This is a genomic window from Bacillus sp. AF23, from assembly GCF_020861455.1.
In the GTDB taxonomy this organism is placed as follows: Bacteria; Bacillota; Bacilli; order Bacillales; family Bacillaceae; genus Bacillus; species Bacillus halotolerans.
The window spans coordinates 333012-348240 of record NZ_JAJHVY010000015.1 but is presented as its reverse complement, the minus strand read 5'-3'; the positions used below and the strand labels follow the sequence as shown (position 1 = coordinate 348240).

At 40.6% G+C, this 15229-nt stretch carries 18 protein-coding genes and 1 pseudogene; 16 read left to right on the top strand and 3 right to left on the bottom strand.

What is annotated here, in order from left to right; genetic code table 11:
* The 6 genes from LNN34_RS07000 (at position 1) to LNN34_RS06975 (ending at position 6833) form a co-directional block, all read left to right on the top strand.
* Positions 1-432: a RicAFT regulatory complex protein RicA family protein gene (locus tag LNN34_RS07000; protein WP_010334317.1), complete on the top strand. Its 432-nt coding sequence runs from the start codon at positions 1-3 to the stop codon at positions 430-432.
* A gap of 255 nt (positions 433-687) precedes the next feature.
* The gene (cotE, locus tag LNN34_RS06995; RefSeq protein WP_024121461.1) at positions 688-1233 is read left to right on the top strand and encodes an outer spore coat protein CotE; all 546 of its coding nucleotides are present in this window, start codon (positions 688-690) and stop codon (positions 1231-1233) included.
* Between the two features lie 131 nt (positions 1234-1364).
* A complete protein-coding gene (gene mutS, locus LNN34_RS06990; RefSeq protein WP_059292757.1) occupies positions 1365-3962 on the top strand; it encodes a DNA mismatch repair protein MutS in 2598 nt (865 codons plus the stop codon).
* Between the two features lie 15 nt (positions 3963-3977).
* Complete coding sequence (mutL, locus tag LNN34_RS06985) at positions 3978-5861, top strand: DNA mismatch repair endonuclease MutL (protein ID WP_044155831.1); 1884 nt, start codon at positions 3978-3980, stop codon at positions 5859-5861.
* Between the two features lie 376 nt (positions 5862-6237).
* The gene (locus LNN34_RS06980) at positions 6238-6435 is read left to right on the top strand and encodes an XtrA/YqaO family protein (RefSeq protein ID WP_003220282.1); all 198 of its coding nucleotides are present in this window, start codon (positions 6238-6240) and stop codon (positions 6433-6435) included.
* A gap of 233 nt (positions 6436-6668) precedes the next feature.
* Positions 6669-6833: a hypothetical protein gene (locus LNN34_RS06975; RefSeq protein ID WP_229043073.1), complete on the top strand. Its 165-nt coding sequence runs from the start codon at positions 6669-6671 to the stop codon at positions 6831-6833.
* Between the two features lie 35 nt (positions 6834-6868).
* Here LNN34_RS06975 and LNN34_RS06970 read toward each other — a convergent pair whose 3' ends face one another.
* Positions 6869-7135, bottom strand: a complete 267-nt coding sequence (locus LNN34_RS06970; RefSeq protein WP_059292755.1) for a hypothetical protein — start codon at positions 7133-7135, stop codon at positions 6869-6871.
* Between the two features lie 457 nt (positions 7136-7592).
* On the opposite strand from LNN34_RS06970, the gene LNN34_RS06965 reads away from it, so the two are divergent.
* From LNN34_RS06965 to LNN34_RS06940, 7 genes and pseudogenes are all read left to right on the top strand, one after another.
* The gene (locus tag LNN34_RS06965; RefSeq protein WP_229043038.1) at positions 7593-8057 is read left to right on the top strand and encodes a hypothetical protein; all 465 of its coding nucleotides are present in this window, start codon (positions 7593-7595) and stop codon (positions 8055-8057) included.
* A 159-nt stretch (positions 8058-8216) separates the two neighbouring features.
* Positions 8217-8384, top strand: a complete 168-nt coding sequence (locus LNN34_RS22080) for a poly-gamma-glutamate hydrolase family protein (RefSeq protein WP_416378567.1) — start codon at positions 8217-8219, stop codon at positions 8382-8384.
* Between the two features lie 181 nt (positions 8385-8565).
* Positions 8566-8706 (top strand): hypothetical protein, encoded by a 141-nt coding sequence (locus LNN34_RS06960; RefSeq protein WP_229043037.1) that lies wholly within the window; start codon positions 8566-8568, stop codon positions 8704-8706.
* 16 nt (positions 8707-8722) lie between these two features.
* Positions 8723-9172: an ArpU family phage packaging/lysis transcriptional regulator gene (locus tag LNN34_RS06955; protein ID WP_229043036.1), complete on the top strand. Its 450-nt coding sequence runs from the start codon at positions 8723-8725 to the stop codon at positions 9170-9172.
* A pseudogene (locus tag LNN34_RS06950) lies at positions 9172-9564 on the top strand (tyrosine-type recombinase/integrase); the annotation flags it as partial. The gene LNN34_RS06955 and the pseudogene LNN34_RS06950, both read left to right, overlap by 1 nt.
* Positions 9565-9905: 341 nt before the next feature.
* Positions 9906-10094: a hypothetical protein gene (locus LNN34_RS06945; protein ID WP_024121464.1), complete on the top strand. Its 189-nt coding sequence runs from the start codon at positions 9906-9908 to the stop codon at positions 10092-10094.
* A 166-nt stretch (positions 10095-10260) separates the two neighbouring features.
* Positions 10261-10737, top strand: coding sequence for a hypothetical protein (locus LNN34_RS06940; protein WP_229043035.1), 477 nt, complete (start codon positions 10261-10263; stop codon positions 10735-10737).
* Between the two features lie 411 nt (positions 10738-11148).
* Here the strand turns inward: LNN34_RS06940 and LNN34_RS06935 are convergent, their stop codons facing one another.
* Together LNN34_RS06935 and LNN34_RS06930 are read right to left on the bottom strand one after the other, a co-directional pair.
* Positions 11149-11595: a YrvL family regulatory protein gene (locus tag LNN34_RS06935; RefSeq protein WP_059292750.1), complete on the bottom strand. Its 447-nt coding sequence runs from the start codon at positions 11593-11595 to the stop codon at positions 11149-11151.
* A 260-nt stretch (positions 11596-11855) separates the two neighbouring features.
* On the bottom strand, positions 11856-12413 hold the full coding sequence (locus tag LNN34_RS06930; RefSeq protein WP_229043034.1) for a hypothetical protein: 558 nt from the start codon (positions 12411-12413) through the stop codon (positions 11856-11858).
* Between the two features lie 119 nt (positions 12414-12532).
* On the opposite strand from LNN34_RS06930, the gene LNN34_RS06925 reads away from it, so the two are divergent.
* From LNN34_RS06925 to fabD, 3 genes are all read left to right on the top strand, one after another.
* A complete protein-coding gene (locus tag LNN34_RS06925) occupies positions 12533-13135 on the top strand; it encodes a TetR/AcrR family transcriptional regulator (RefSeq protein WP_229043033.1) in 603 nt (200 codons plus the stop codon).
* Positions 13136-13313: 178 nt separating this feature from the next.
* Entirely contained in the window at positions 13314-13988 is a 675-nt protein-coding gene (locus LNN34_RS06920) for an MBL fold metallo-hydrolase (RefSeq protein ID WP_185847953.1), read from the top strand.
* A gap of 374 nt (positions 13989-14362) precedes the next feature.
* Positions 14363-15229, top strand: a complete 867-nt coding sequence (gene fabD / locus LNN34_RS06915; RefSeq protein ID WP_229043032.1) for an ACP S-malonyltransferase — start codon at positions 14363-14365, stop codon at positions 15227-15229.

Genomic DNA, 15229 nt, shown 5'->3' with positions numbered 1-15229 from the left:
ATGACGCTCTACTCTAAAAAAGACATTGTGCAGCAAGCACGAAACCTTGCAAAAATGATCTCTGAAACAGAAGAGGTTGATTTTTTCAAACGGGCTGAAGCGCAAATTAATGAGAACGCAAAAGTGTCTGTAATCATTAATCAGATTAAAGCCCTGCAAAAACAAGCTGTTAATCTGAAGCATTACCAAAAACTCGAAGCGCTCAAACAAGTAGAAGAAAAAATTGATGCGCTGCAAGAGGAGCTTGAAGACATTCCTGTCATCCAGGAATTCAGAGATTCTCAGGTTGAGGTGAATGACCTTCTGCAGCTCGTGGCGACCACCATTTCCAATCAGGTCACAAATGAAATCATTGCATCAACCGGAGGCGACCTTCTAAAAGGAGAAACCGGTTCGAAGATGAAACATTCAAATAACAGCTGTTCTCTTTAAACACGGTGCCTTTTCAGGCCCGTGTTTTTTTATGTTAAACTATTAAAAGAACTAAACAAACTATGTACTAAATATTCAATCTGTTTTGCCGCCTTTAGCCAAATAAACTTTATCGCACTTATGAGTAAAGTTTCTAGGCACCCCTGCATACAATGGAACAGAAACTTTGTATTTTTATATTTTATTTATAAAAATGCACACTAGACGAATGCCCAGCATAAGATAACACGAAGAAGAACAAGGAGGCATGCCGGAATGTCTGAATACAGGGAAATTATCACGAAGGCGGTAGTAGCGAAAGGCAGAAAATTTACACAGTGCACCAATACCATCTCCCCTGAGAAAAAACCGAGCAGCATTTTGGGCGGTTGGATTATCAATCACAAGTATGACGCAGAAAAAATCGGAAAAACCGTAGAAATTGAAGGGTATTACGATATAAACGTATGGTACTCTTACGCAGACAATACAAAAACAGAGGTTGTCACAGAACGAGTGAAGTACGTCGATGTGATTAAACTCAGATACAGAGATAACAATTACTTAGACGATGAGCATGAAGTGATTGCAAAAGTGCTTCAGCAGCCAAACTGCCTTGAAGTCACCATATCTCCAAATGGCAATAAAATTGTCGTGCAAGCGGAGAGGGAATTTTTGGCGGAAGTGGTAGGGGAAACAAAGGTTGTTGTAGAAGTGAATTCTGATTGGGAAGAGGATGACGAAGAGGATTGGGAAGACGAACTTGATGAAGAGCTGGAGGACATCAATCCTGAATTTTTAGTTGGAGATCCTGAAGAATAAAAAAGAGACTAGGGGAGTCGGTACCCCAAGTCTCTTTTTTATATAGACATATCATTCTTTTAACACTTTCTGTTTATGTTATAATGAAGGCTGGCAAATAGAAACGTTGATACATAGTGAGGGATTAAACAATGGCTACTTATACGCCTATGATACAGCAATATTTAAAAATAAAGGCAGAGCATCAGGATGCCTTTTTATTTTTTCGTCTCGGGGATTTTTACGAAATGTTTTTTGAGGACGCTAAAAAAGCGTCCCAAGAGCTGGAAATTACGTTAACAAGCAGAGACGGAGGCGCCGCTGAAAAAATACCGATGTGCGGTGTTCCGTATCATTCTGCTTCGGCTTATATCGAACAGCTTATTAAAAAAGGATACAAGGTGGCCATATGCGAACAAACGGAGGATCCAAAGGCTGCAAAGGGCGTTGTCAAACGTGAAGTCGTTCAGCTGATTACGCCTGGAACTGTAATGGACGGAAAAGGCATCCATGAATCAGAAAACAACTTTATTGCATCAGTTTCGGCCTGCTCAAACGGATACGGGCTGGCGCTGTCCGATTTAACAACGGGTGAAAATTTGGCTGTTTTAATTGAACGGCTGGAAGACGTCATATCAGAAATTTATTCAGTCGGCGCGCGGGAAATTGTCGTATCGGGAAGCCTTGATGAAAAGACGGTTGCTCAGCTGAAGGAGCGGTGCGGCGCTACCATTTCAATTGAAGATGGGGAAACGGATGAGCACGTTCAGATTATTGAGCATTTGCAGAATCCGGACGTAACGAAAACGTTTCTCCGTTTATATACGTATCTGAAAAGGACTCAGAAACGGAGCTTAGATCACCTTCAGCCTGTACAAGTGTATGAGCTTGAAGAAGCCATGAAAATCGACTTGTACTCAAAGCGAAATTTGGAGCTGACTGAAACGATCCGTTCAAAAAATAAAAAAGGCTCCCTGTTATGGCTGCTTGATGAAACAAAAACTGCGATGGGAGGGCGGCTGCTGAAACAGTGGATTGACCGTCCGCTTATCAGAGTGAATCAAATTGAAGAGCGTCAAGAAATGGTGGAAACATTAATGTCCCATTTCTTTGAACGGGAAGATCTGCGTGAGCGTTTAAAGGAAGTCTATGATTTAGAACGCCTTGCAGGCCGTGTCGCATTCGGAAATGTCAATGCACGGGATCTCATTCAGCTGAAGGAATCATTAAAGCAAGTGCCCGGCATTAAACAGCTTGTTGCTTCACTGGCTCATAAGAAAGCGAAGGAGCGTGCGGAGCGGATTGACCCGTGCGGCGATGTTCTAGAATTACTGGAAGGAGCCCTGTACGAAAACCCTCCGATATCAGTAAAAGAAGGGAGCCTGATCAAAGACGGGTACAATCAAAAACTCGATGAATACCGCGATGCTAGCAGAAACGGCAAAGACTGGATTGCCCGCCTTGAACAGCAGGAACGTGAATATACAGGCATTCGGTCATTAAAAGTCGGCTTCAATAAAGTATTTGGCTATTATATTGAAGTGACAAAGGCGAATTTGCACCTTCTTGAAGAAGGGCGCTATGAGCGGAAACAGACGCTAACGAATGCAGAACGCTACATTACACCTGAATTAAAAGAAAAAGAAGCGCTCATTTTGGAAGCGGAAAATAACATCTGCGAGCTGGAATACGAGCTGTTCACCGAGCTGCGTGAGAAAGTGAAATTGTATATTCCGCGTTTGCAGCAGCTCGCCAAACAGATGAGTGAGCTCGATGCGCTGCAATGCTTTGCGACAATTAGTGAAAATCGTCATTACACGAAACCTGAGTTTTCTAAAGATGAAGTTGAGGTCATAGAGGGCAGACACCCGGTTGTTGAAAAAGTAATGGACAGCCAGGAATACGTGCCTAACAACTGTGTGATGGGCGATAACAGACAGATGCTGCTCATTACCGGACCGAACATGTCGGGGAAAAGCACATACATGAGACAAATCGCGCTCATCTCCATTATGGCGCAAATTGGCTGCTTTGTGCCCGCGAAAAAAGCTATGCTTCCGATTTTCGATCAAATTTTCACCCGAATCGGCGCGGCGGATGATTTGATTTCCGGACAAAGTACATTTATGGTGGAAATGCTTGAAGCCAAAAATGCGATTGTAAATGCAACCAAAAACAGCCTCATTTTGTTTGATGAAATCGGGCGGGGAACGTCCACATATGACGGCATGGCCCTTGCGCAAGCGATTATTGAATATGTTCATGACCATATTGGCGCCAAGACGCTGTTTAGTACGCACTATCATGAGCTGACGGTTCTTGAAGAAAAGCTTCCGCAGCTGAAAAATGTCCATGTTCGTGCTGAGGAATATAATGGAACGGTTGTCTTTCTTCATCAAATTAAAGAAGGGGCCGCTGACAAAAGCTACGGTATCCATGTCGCCCAGCTGGCTGAGCTGCCGGAAGATCTGATTTCGCGCGCTCAAGACATTCTAAAAGAACTTGAGCATTCAGGGAACAAACCGGAAGTGCCAGTGCAGAAACCTGAGGTACCAGTACAGAAACATGAGGTCAAAGAAGAGCCGGCACAGCTGTCCTTCTTTGACGAATCGGATAAACCGGCTGTATCACCAAAGCTTTCTAAAAAAGAAAAGCAAGTACTTGATATCTTTAAATCTCTGAATATACTTGATATGACACCGCTGGAAGCGATGAATGAAATGTACAAGCTGCAAAAGAAATTACATTAAAACGGGGTGATGAATGTGGCAAAAGTCATCCAGCTGTCAGATGAACTTTCAAATAAAATTGCGGCGGGCGAAGTTGTGGAACGGCCGGCCTCAGTCGTAAAGGAATTGGTGGAAAATGCCATCGACGCTGACAGCACAGTCATTGAAATCGACATTGAGGAAGCGGGTCTTGCATCCATTCGTGTTCTGGATAATGGAGAAGGAATGGAAAATGAAGATTGCAAGCGTGCCTTCCGTCGCCACGCAACAAGTAAAATAAAAGATGAGAATGATTTATTCAGAGTGAGAACACTTGGTTTCAGGGGAGAGGCACTGCCAAGTATTGCGTCAGTCTCCCATCTGGAGATTACGACAAGCACGGGAGAAGGAGCGGGAACGAAGCTCATGCTCCAAGGCGGAAACATTATTTCTGAATCGCGTTCCTCAAGCAGGAAGGGAACCGAAATTGTCGTTTCCAATCTGTTTTTTAATACACCGGCCCGCTTGAAATATATGAAAACCGTTCATACAGAGCTTGGGAATATTACGGATGTGGTCAACCGCATTGCGCTGGCACATCCGGAGGTATCGATCCGCCTTCGCCATCATGGAAAAAATCTTCTCCAAACGAATGGAAATGGAGATGTGCGCCATGTCCTTGCCGCGATTTACGGTACGGCTGTCGCTAAAAAAATGCTGCCGCTTCATGTCAGCTCACTGGATTTTGAAGTGAAGGGATATATCGCTCTGCCAGAGATTACACGGGCATCGAGAAATTACATGTCGTCTGTCATCAATGGCCGTTATATTAAAAATTTCCCGCTCGTCAAGGCGGTGCACGAAGGATATCACACACTTTTGCCAATCGGACGCCATCCGATCACATTTATAGAAATCACCATGGACCCGATTTTAGTCGATGTCAACGTGCACCCTTCGAAGCTTGAGGTACGGCTCAGCAAGGAAACAGAGCTGCACGACTTAATTCGTGACGGCATAAAAGATGTATTTAAACAGCAGCAGCTGATACCGAGCGCGCAGCTTCCGAAAAAGTCAGCACCTGTGATCAAAAATGAGCAGCAGATCATGACCTTTGATGATAAACCTTCTGAAAGAAAAGTGCCGGAAAAAGCGCCTATGCCTTCGTATTCACCAATGAAGCTCAGTTCAGTTGTCAAAGAACCAGTTGAGATAGAAGACGAATTGCCTTCAGAGCAGCTTGAAACTCATTCTGTGGCTGAAACAAAACAAGATATTGCAGAGCCTGCAGTTTCAGAGGAATTGCCTGAAGCATTCGAACAGGAGCCCGCTCAGGAACTTCAGCAGACATCATCTGAACGTGTGCCGATCATGTACCCGATTGGCCAGATGCATGGGACCTATATATTGGCGCAAAACGAAAACGGCTTATATATTATCGACCAGCATGCCGCCCAAGAGCGTATTAAATACGAATATTTTCGTGAAAAGGTCGGGGAGGTTGAGCCTGAGGTGCAGGATATGATTGTGCCGCTCACGTTCCATTATTCCACGAACGAGGCACTCATTATTGAACAGCATCAACAAGAGCTCGAAAGCGTAGGTGTCTTTTTAGAGTCTTTCGGCTCGAACAGTTACATCGTCCGCTGCCACCCGGCTTGGTTTCCAAAAGGAGAAGAAGCCGAGCTGATAGAAGAAATCATTCAGCAGGTGCTCGATTCGAAAAACATTGATATCAAAAAACTGCGCGAAGAAGCGGCGATTATGATGAGCTGCAAAGGTTCAATCAAAGCAAACCGCCACCTCAGAAACGACGAGATCAAAGCGCTACTGGACGATCTCCGAAGCACATCAGACCCATTTACATGCCCGCACGGCCGTCCGATTATGATTCATCATTCTACGTATGAGATGGAAAAGATGTTCAAACGGGTGATGTAGTGGATTTTGGCGAAGGGGAATATATCCTTTTCTAAATTTTAGTCATGCATTTCAAGCATTGAGATATTCTTCGGAATCGCTCAATGCTTTTTTTATTGTGTTTTTTCAGTAATATGAATTTAAACATTTGAAGTCATCTTGACTTTAGAAAATAAAAACTTACGTCAGCATAAGGAAGTCATTACATGGATTATAACGAAAGAGGAGCGTTTGGAGTATATAAAAAAAACATCCAATCATCCCAACGGAAGAACCACAGACAAAGCTGCAAGTTTTCCCGATGAACGATTGGATGTGATGACAGTCATTAGTAGACGTCACCCGTATGGAAAATAAAAACTCGACACTTCTATTATACCATACGGGGGCGTTTACGGTGAACTGTCCAAAACATATAGAAAATCTGGAACAGGTACTTAATCAAATTGAAAATGACAAAAATTACGTCATTGTGATTGACGGAAACAATAAATCATTCAAGTTAACGGAAATGCCAGAGCACGGGAAAACCATCGTGCAAACGTCAAAAGGCAATCTTTCCAGAATTGATTTTGAGATCGGATATAAAATGTGACGCAGAGGGGCCGGTCCTCTCTGCGATATGGGAGGAACAGGAATGGATAAATTGCAGGAAATTATAGTGACTTGTCATTGTGGCAATTAGCTTCTGAGGAGGAGCTGCAGCCATGTGATATAAACGCAGGGCCTTGCTACATCATCGAAAAGAGATATGTCAAAGAAATTATGATCGGCTTCATGAAAAAGTAGCAGGCAATCATCTAGGAAAACAAGCGCCAGCAGGAAATAATGGTCCATCAATTCCGGCAGGCTCAGGCTGACGATCTGAAAATGGTTGGTAAGGACGCAATTATTGCAAAAAGAGACAAGACAAATGGCTGGCTGATTGGGGCGATTGCAGTGGTTTTATTCCTTACGATTGCCGTTCTACCGGGAGTGATTGGGAGTAACTAGGCTAGGGGAAGAGGAGGCTCATAGCCTCCTCATAGTTAACTTGAATAGTAGGCGGTATAAGATCCATCAGGATAAAAAGTAACATTGTCTAAATAATATGTTGTTCCGTTTATAGTGATTGTTGGACCTGGCTCTGGATCAGAAGGTAATCCACGAACAACTAGGGTTCCTAATGCAGATACTTCCTTTGTTGTACTTTCTTCAGAATGAGTATTAGTAGGGCTTGCAGCAAAGGCAGGAGCAGCGGAAACGAGTAAAGCAAGGGACAATGCAGAACCAGTTAAAACTTTTTTCAATTTCATTTTAAACACTCCTTTTGTTTTTAGTACAACTGTATTATTACATGAAATAAAAAAATATCCAAGGGAATTTTTGTTAGTTATTTGTGAACTTAGTTTAAATATATAAATCCGCCCAGATGCCAGCTGCCCGAAATGCGGCTGCAGCATGGGCGTTGAGGAGGAATTTGTGTGATGGATTACAGGCAAGTTCATAAGCTGAAAATCTTGCCGGAATACTTCAAGTAATATCCCTTGTGGCTCTAGCGCCATCCCACTTTTTGGTTGTGCGAATAAAGTCGTACTTTTGGCGATTTTGTACGAATAAGATCGTATTCATTATCAATTATATATTTGTAATCGAGAATAGAAAACAAATAATCTAGTAGAAAATAAAATAAAGCCCATAAATATAATTGCCATTAATTTACTAATATGTTAATATTTTTATTGTGCGAAACAACAATATGGGGGGAATAAAATGGTGAAAAAGATTCTTACTTTGTTTAGCGTACTTATTTGCTTGGCGATCAGTCCGTTTGCAACGGCGAATGCATCATCATTGAACTCTGAAAAACCGACTGCGAATTCTGTAACCCCGGCTGCTTCGTGTTATGACTCTTACGATTTTGACTTTGAATTTTTCACTAAACTCACGGGAATAACCAGAGCCCTTTGTGCAGGAACCTTGAATGTTTCAGGAGAAATTTATGCTACTGGATATGAATCGGAAGACAAAACGACAGTATTAGTTGAGATTAAAAAAGATGTATTGGGCACTGACCCAGTGATCGACAGTTTTACAGTAGATGTTGCAGATGGTGAAACCACCTATTTTGATGAGGATTTAGTAGATATACCAGCAGGAAATTATTATATAGTCATGAAAAAAAAATCAGGTTCATATTGGTATTTTGAAGGGTCTGGAACAATTTCAACTTATTAAATACAAAAATATGCCCACACCTCTTCTGGTGTGGCATATTTTTGTAGAAAAGTGTTTACATCGTAAACAGTCTAGCATGTTAAAGTTGGCGGCACTGATCGAGTAAGAGCGCAGAAATTAACAGATGTACTTAACCAAGCCGGATTTTCTGCGTAGTTATTGGCGGAAGACAGCCGACCTGCAGGAACTGACCCGGAAAATATCGCAAATAGAAATAGAACTGGTAAGAGTATTCAGCTTGTACTTAGTACCGGTTTAAGAAAGGCTATGTTCAATAAATTTAATCTCTTTGACCGTTATGTATCACAAAATGAACAGTTTTATTAATTTACAGAATTAATTTCTAAATTCGCGGATGAAAATTATTAGAATAATAGATAAAATAGAAGTATGAATATAAACCTAATTAAAATTAAATAAGTCCATGACGGAAAGCCTGCGGACACTGAACTTACAGCATTAAAGCTGTTTGTTTGGTGTCCGTTTTTTATTTGAAAGGAGGGATGGCATGAAGAAGAGGAAGAAAAAGCCCAATAAAAACGCACAGGAGCGTTCTGAACGGTTTTGGCGGCAAATGATGGGTGGCAAGATAGGGCAAGATAGGCAAACATTGAAAAGAGGCAAAGGCGGGGCTTTAAGACGCAAATAAACGGGAGGGTAAAAATATGAATCAATTAACATTAAACATTCCTCAGATTGACGAAGAAGCGACTAAATTAAAAGCAGAGAAGCTGCTTGATCAATACCGGTTATATCTCTTACAGGTGCCAGATGATTTTTTGCCAAAGGTTACACCAACTTACAGCATTGTTCCGCCAAGCATTACGAATGAATTTCATTCATCGACGGAAGATGCAGCGTTAAAGCGTCTTGATTGGGAGATTCAGCGTGACAAATTCTTAAAAAGGATTCAAAAGGCTGTTAACCGGCTTTCTCAAAGAGAACGGCAGATCATCTTCATGCTCTATATGCAACTGGAAGAAATGTATGATTATGAGGTATATGCAGAAATGGGAATGAGCCAGCGCAGCTATTATCGTGTAAAGGCAAAAGCTCTCTATAGGCTGGCGTTTGCTCTAAGAGAAGAAGTCTACAAGAAAGGGGCAGCTTCTTAATGAATTTTGTTCAGCCTATACGTGATCCGGAATGCATCTTTTACATCAAGAGGTTTTTAAAAGAGCAAAACATGAGGAATTACATGCTATTCGTGACCGGTATCAATTCAGGGCTCCGCATATCAGATATTCTGCAGCTGAGAGTGAGAGACGCTAAACGGCCATACTTCAATCTCATAGAGAAGAAAACGAAAAAGAAAAAGAGAATCGATATGACGCCAGCTCTTCAAAGAGAGTTTAAGGCCTATGTCGAAGGGAAAGAGGACCATGAGTTTCTCTTTAAAAGCCGTGAAGGGATTAACAAGCCAATATTCCGGTCGATGGCATACAAGATACTCCGGGCTGCAGCTGAGTATGTTGGTTTAGATGACATTGGCACTCATACATTGAGGATGTGTAAAGCCTTACGTATATTAATTAAAGATTGAATGCGTCTAACGCAAGGCTTTAACTAAGCGCAAATAAAGTGTTGAAGGTGTTACGCTCAGATAAAATTATTATCTTAAATTCTTTTTTATATTCGTTAAGGCGCTTTCCCGTCGTGGGGAAGGCGGAAGGCGCTTTTTATATTCTCTGTAAACTGCTTCCGGTAAATCTCAGGATAGACAATTGGCGGTACGGTGGCAGTTTAGAAAGAATAAATATGTGATTAAAAGGGAATCGTTCGACAAATTTTGCGAACTGTTTCATTTCTAGTCCTCTTGTCTGATAATAAATCTAGAGGTGAAAGTTTATGAAATTTGAAGTTGTTTTTTGGTTTGATAATGAAAATTTAAGAACAGCTAAAGTAATTGCAGAATCTGAGAAAGCACTTATAAAAGAATTGCAAGAATGTGAACATTGGTATGAGTTTGAAGATGGTAAGCGTATAGCAAATGTTAATATGCGACTTGTCACGCAATTTGATGTGAAAAGAAAATAAAATAAAAAAGCATCCCTCGGGGTGCTTTTTTATTTGGGTAGCTGCGCGATGCAGGTGCACATGTGAACAGAGGAAAGGAACGTATGGGGGGATTAACTTTTGTCTATTAAAAAGTAGTTTGAAACAATCATGTAAGGTATACTCTTCTCATAATGGAGGGAGTTACATGAAATACATAATAATTACTTTGATATCTATTGGATTACTTGCTGGCTGTTCAACCAGCAATGAAACGAAAAACAATGACACTGCGAAACAGAATGAAATAAACAAGGAATCAAACACAGATGGGTTGTCTATAGATGATGCTGGTGTTACTCAAGAAGACGAGTCTACAGACACAGCACGTACAGAAGTTAACGAAACAGTAAAGGAAATTGCTGCTCCAGCGTCATACGAAGAATTAAATGTAAACGATCCACCAGTTGATAAAGTTGTGAAGATAACTGGCACAGTCGAGAGTGTAACGGATAAAGATTCGTTTATAATTTCTCAGGAAGAAGACGGTGAAAAGTGTTTGTATCTAGTGATGAATATGAGTTACTTAACATTAACTAAAGGTGATAAGGTTTCAGCTTACGGCCCTGTGCAAGAAGGTGAAGAGACACCGGTGATTACAGGCGTTCTAGTAGAAAGAGAGTAAGACATCCGATTGGGTGTCTTTTTATATTGGCAAAGGAGAGATTATGAATTGGCTACAAAATATTCGAAGGAGAATTAAAAATGACTAAACAATTCATCAAAAAGATATCATATGTATCTTCACTCGCGAATGAGGACAGAGAGTGAGGGGGCTATGAGAATATGAACCGCCTTTGGTTGCCCGATCCTGCCTCACCCGTAGCCGGGGCTGTGATGCACACTAGACACAGCAACAAGAAGAAACGAAACAATAACAAGTTTTTAGACATATTTTGATTTTTGTTTTGCATTCCAGGTTTCATTCCTCTAATTGTTTTACACTTTCTCGTTGACCATATAGGAAAGTGAGGCGACGAAAATGTCATTACAGCATAAAACCGCTTGAATCAATCACAAGCAGCTTTTTATCGGTTCATGTTTTAGGCTGATCATCAAATGCTAGTTCAGTGAACGCCATAAATGCTGATATGACAAAGAGTAATGCGTCCGGAATATAAATAGAATCCATAAAGTAATCAACTAAACAAATTGTGATGAAATTAGCGATGAAATAAAAAACAAATGTGAAAAGTGCTGTTTTTCTGATAGAAAGTGAATGAATCATGATCAAAGAAACGGCTTTTGTTAGTGGGTCTATAACCAGTCCGGCAGCAAAGCATCCCAATATAAAAAACAATAAGGTTTGATTGGAATCGTATGTGATGCCGAGAATGGCAAATAGCCCTTTCATGCCGAAGAAATAACCGCCGAAGATCACAGCAGCTGCAATTGTGATAAGGAGGGCAATGGATACAATCACTATTATTTTTGAGCTTGGTTTTAAGTCTTTAAATGGCGTGTCGTGTTCTTTCTGGCTCACGTATTACACTCCTTACATGTTAGTGATTCACAATACAGCAGAATTCATCCCGAATATACTAAAATAATAATAAAAACTGGATATGTTTCCTAGGCAAGTGCCTAATGAAAAAAGCGAAAATCCGGCAGGTATACTGAGAAAGCAGAGGCTTTTTTCATATAAGCTCCTTATCTAGATGACTTGCATAAAGTGTAACATATATTTACAAAAGTGAAAAAATCCTTTTTCTATTGAAAAAGGATTTTTTAGCGGGACTAATTTTAACTTCTGAGATTTTTTGAAGCTTTCGCTTTTTTCGGCCAGATAAAATAACTGGCGGTGATCAGGCAATCAATGCCCAGAATGACTGTCCATAGCTTTAAAACACTGCCCAGAGCTTCGGTACGGGCAGCATCATTAATAAAATAAATCATCCCGGCCAGCAGCCCGGCACCAATAAGGTAAGCGAGCACATGTCTGATCAAGCTTTTCGCATAATGTTTCGCATGATCCATTCCATAGCGCACAAGCGGTTTTGAGCCTTGCTTTGTTACATAATAACGGAATTTTTCATCCGCCCATTGGATCATTTGCTTGCCGAAAGCAATCGATACGCCGATGTACACTGCAGCAATCGCGTGTGCAGTAGTCGCAACGGCTCCGCGGTATAAGTCCGCAGACGTCATTATTAACAAAATCAGGTCAATGACAGGGGTTAAGGCAAAAAGAAACAGCCCTAATTTATCTTGTTTAAATAGATAGCGTACGACAAGGCCTAACACTATTACAACCCAAAATCCTATTTCGCAGAAGACAATCATCCAAGCGACACTGTTCAATCTGTTCCCCTCTTTCTAATACAGTTGTATTATTTAATATGATTTTACCATCTGCGTTTTTATAAAACAACTGTATTATAAAAATTGCTCTCTGATTTTTTTCTTGGTAAAATAAAGATATGCCAAAACAAATTGACCATGAAAAAAGAAGAAAACACATTGCAGAAGCGACATGGCGGGTGATTTTAGAACGAGGGATGGAGGGGGCCTCAGTCAGAAACATTGCCAAAGAAGCAGGACTGTCGTTAGGTGCGCTTCGCCATTATTTTTCAACTCAGGATGAATTGCTTGTTTTTGCAATGAAACTTGTCAAAGAAAAGGTGACAGCCCGCATTAATAAAATTGCTGCCCTTGATTTGCCGCCTAAAGAAAAAGTGTTACACATACTGCTTGAAATTGTCCCGACAAATGCTGAAACAATTAGAGAGATGGAGGTATGGATTGCTTTTACTGTTTATGCGAGACATAAAGACAATATGTTTGATGCGGGACATGATGAGATTTACAAAGCAATTCGAAATCTGATCGACTACTTGGACCAGCTTCATTTATTGCAAAAACATGCTGATAAAGAAATAGAAGGAGAGAGGCTGTACGCTTTAATCGATGGTTTGGCTTTACATGCGATGTTTGACCCTCGCCGTGTGAATAAAGAACGGATCAAACGTGTTATGATGCAGCATTTACAATCTATATGCGTTGATGAATCAGCCCAAGAGTGAATAGGTCACTGCAAAAAGTTATTCTTAATGGACAAGTCTCCAAAAAGAATAACTTTTTTTATGTGAATCAAGCCGTAACTGCAAGAATGAATTGAAGAATGGAAAAGCCGCATGCCGTTTGGTAAAGTGGGAATGGAAGAGAGAATGAAAGAACTTCATATTGATAGGAATGGTGAAAATGGTTACTTATGCGGTACATACGATCAAAACATTTCATCAAGGGTGGACTAACTATTGTTACATCATTGAAGATATTGTAAGCCGATCTGCGATAGTTGTTGATCCATCATGGGAATTGAGTAAACTAACTAATAAACTTTCTGAGCTGGAGGTTGATTTATCAGCAATTCTTTTAACGCACTCTCATTATGATCATGTAAATCTTGTTGAGCCGCTCTCGGCATTATTTCATCCTCAAGTGTATATGTCGAAAACAGAAATCGACTTTTACCAATTCAGATGCAAAAACTTAATTGCTCTTGAAGACCGTGAAACCATCAGCATAGGAATGACGAAAGCGCAATGTCTGCTTACACCTGGGCATACAGCCGGCGGGATGTGTTATTTGTTTTCAGAAAGTATATTCACAGGAGATACGATTTTTACGGAAGGATGCGGGATATGTGAAGATCATGGCAGTTCCGCAGATGATATGTTCGATAGTGTTCAGAGGATAAAATCCATCGTTTCCCCAGAAGTGCGGGTTTATCCGGGGCATTCATTTGGTCAAACACCAGGGCAAACAATAGGTGAGCTTTTAAAACATAATATTTATTTTCAGATTGATAAAAGAGAATACTTTGTGAAATTCCGCAATAGAAAAAACCAAAGAGGCATTTTTGATTTTAAATAAGTTTTTCCCGAAATCATTCTATTAGACTATTTTCTTTCTGCATCCGAAAGATTTGCCTTTTGAAAAATGATGACAAAGCACGGGTTGATTTTATTAAGTGATGAAATGAAGCTTATGTATCATCATCTTTTGGCACAAATGATATGAAGGTCTATTTTCTCATGTTTTACAGCGTGTCCTGATTCTTTATACCTTTATTGAAAAATGCAGAGAAAAAACGATGGAAAGTGTAGGAAAAATTAACTTGACGGATAATATTTACAGAGGTTACCATCAACATGAACATGCTACTATTTATCCGGGGCAATACTTATATTTTTTATAACGTAAGTCAGCAGGTAATTATATATGCGGGGAAGGGTGGCTTTAATAGAATGATCACATATGTTTTTCCGGGACAGGGTTCACAGAAACAGGGAATGGGCAGTGAGTTATTTGATGAGTTTAAAGAACTGACGGCACAAGCAGATGAGATCTTAGGGTATTCTATCAAACGCCTATGCATAGAAAATCCTTATTCAAACTTAAACAAAACGCAATTTACTCAGCCGGCCTTATATGTAGTGAACGCATTAAGCTACCTGAAAAAAATACAGGAAACAGACATAAAACCCGATTTTGTTGCCGGGCACAGCCTTGGAGAATACAATGCGCTATTTGCGGCTGAAGCCTTTGATTTTGAGACGGGGTTAAAGCTTGTCAGAAAAAGAGGCGAGCTGATGAGCATGGTAAGCAACGGCGGTATGGCGGCCGTTATGGGACTAAATGAAGAACAGGTTTCAGAGGTTTTGATAGATCATCATTTACATGCGATTGACATTGCGAATGTAAATGCTCCTTATCAAATTGTGATTTCAGGTCAAAAAGAAGATATTGACAAAGCCGCATCCATCTTTGAAGCCAAAACAGACGTTACGATGTTTCTCCCCTTAAACGTCAGCGGTGCGTTTCATTCCAGATACATGAATCATGCAAAGCAGGAGTTTGAACAGTTTCTTGACACTTTTCATTTTGCTCCTTTATCTATTCCGGTTATTTCTAATGTATATGCCAGACCGTACTCTTCTGAAGGAATTAAGCCGACACTGGCGGATCAAATCAACCATTCGGTAAAATGGACTGAAAGTATACGCTTTTTAATGGAAAAAGGTCAAATGGAGTTTGAGGAAATAGGACCGGGAAATGTGTTAACAGGATTGATCCGCCGCATTCAAACAGATGCGGAACCTATGACACGCTAA

Coding starts and splice junctions, on each gene's coding strand:
- LNN34_RS06975 (WP_229043073.1), top strand. CDS start 6,669: ATGGTCCATCAATTCCGGCAGGCTCAGGCTGACGATCTGAAAATGGTT.
- LNN34_RS06960 (WP_229043037.1), top strand. CDS start 8,566: ATGAAGAAGAGGAAGAAAAAGCCCAATAAAAACGCACAGGAGCGTTCT.
- LNN34_RS06925 (WP_229043033.1), top strand. CDS start 12,533: ATGCCAAAACAAATTGACCATGAAAAAAGAAGAAAACACATTGCAGAA.
- fabD (WP_229043032.1), top strand. CDS start 14,363: ATGATCACATATGTTTTTCCGGGACAGGGTTCACAGAAACAGGGAATG.
- LNN34_RS06920 (WP_185847953.1), top strand. CDS start 13,314: ATGGTTACTTATGCGGTACATACGATCAAAACATTTCATCAAGGGTGG.
- LNN34_RS06945 (WP_024121464.1), top strand. CDS start 9,906: ATGAAATTTGAAGTTGTTTTTTGGTTTGATAATGAAAATTTAAGAACA.
- LNN34_RS06955 (WP_229043036.1), top strand. CDS start 8,723: ATGAATCAATTAACATTAAACATTCCTCAGATTGACGAAGAAGCGACT.
- cotE (WP_024121461.1), top strand. CDS start 688: ATGTCTGAATACAGGGAAATTATCACGAAGGCGGTAGTAGCGAAAGGC.
- mutS (WP_059292757.1), top strand. CDS start 1,365: ATGGCTACTTATACGCCTATGATACAGCAATATTTAAAAATAAAGGCA.
- LNN34_RS06970 (WP_059292755.1), bottom strand. CDS start 7,135: ATGAAATTGAAAAAAGTTTTAACTGGTTCTGCATTGTCCCTTGCTTTA.
- LNN34_RS07000 (WP_010334317.1), top strand. CDS start 1: ATGACGCTCTACTCTAAAAAAGACATTGTGCAGCAAGCACGAAACCTT.
- LNN34_RS06965 (WP_229043038.1), top strand. CDS start 7,593: ATGGTGAAAAAGATTCTTACTTTGTTTAGCGTACTTATTTGCTTGGCG.
- LNN34_RS06940 (WP_229043035.1), top strand. CDS start 10,261: ATGAAATACATAATAATTACTTTGATATCTATTGGATTACTTGCTGGC.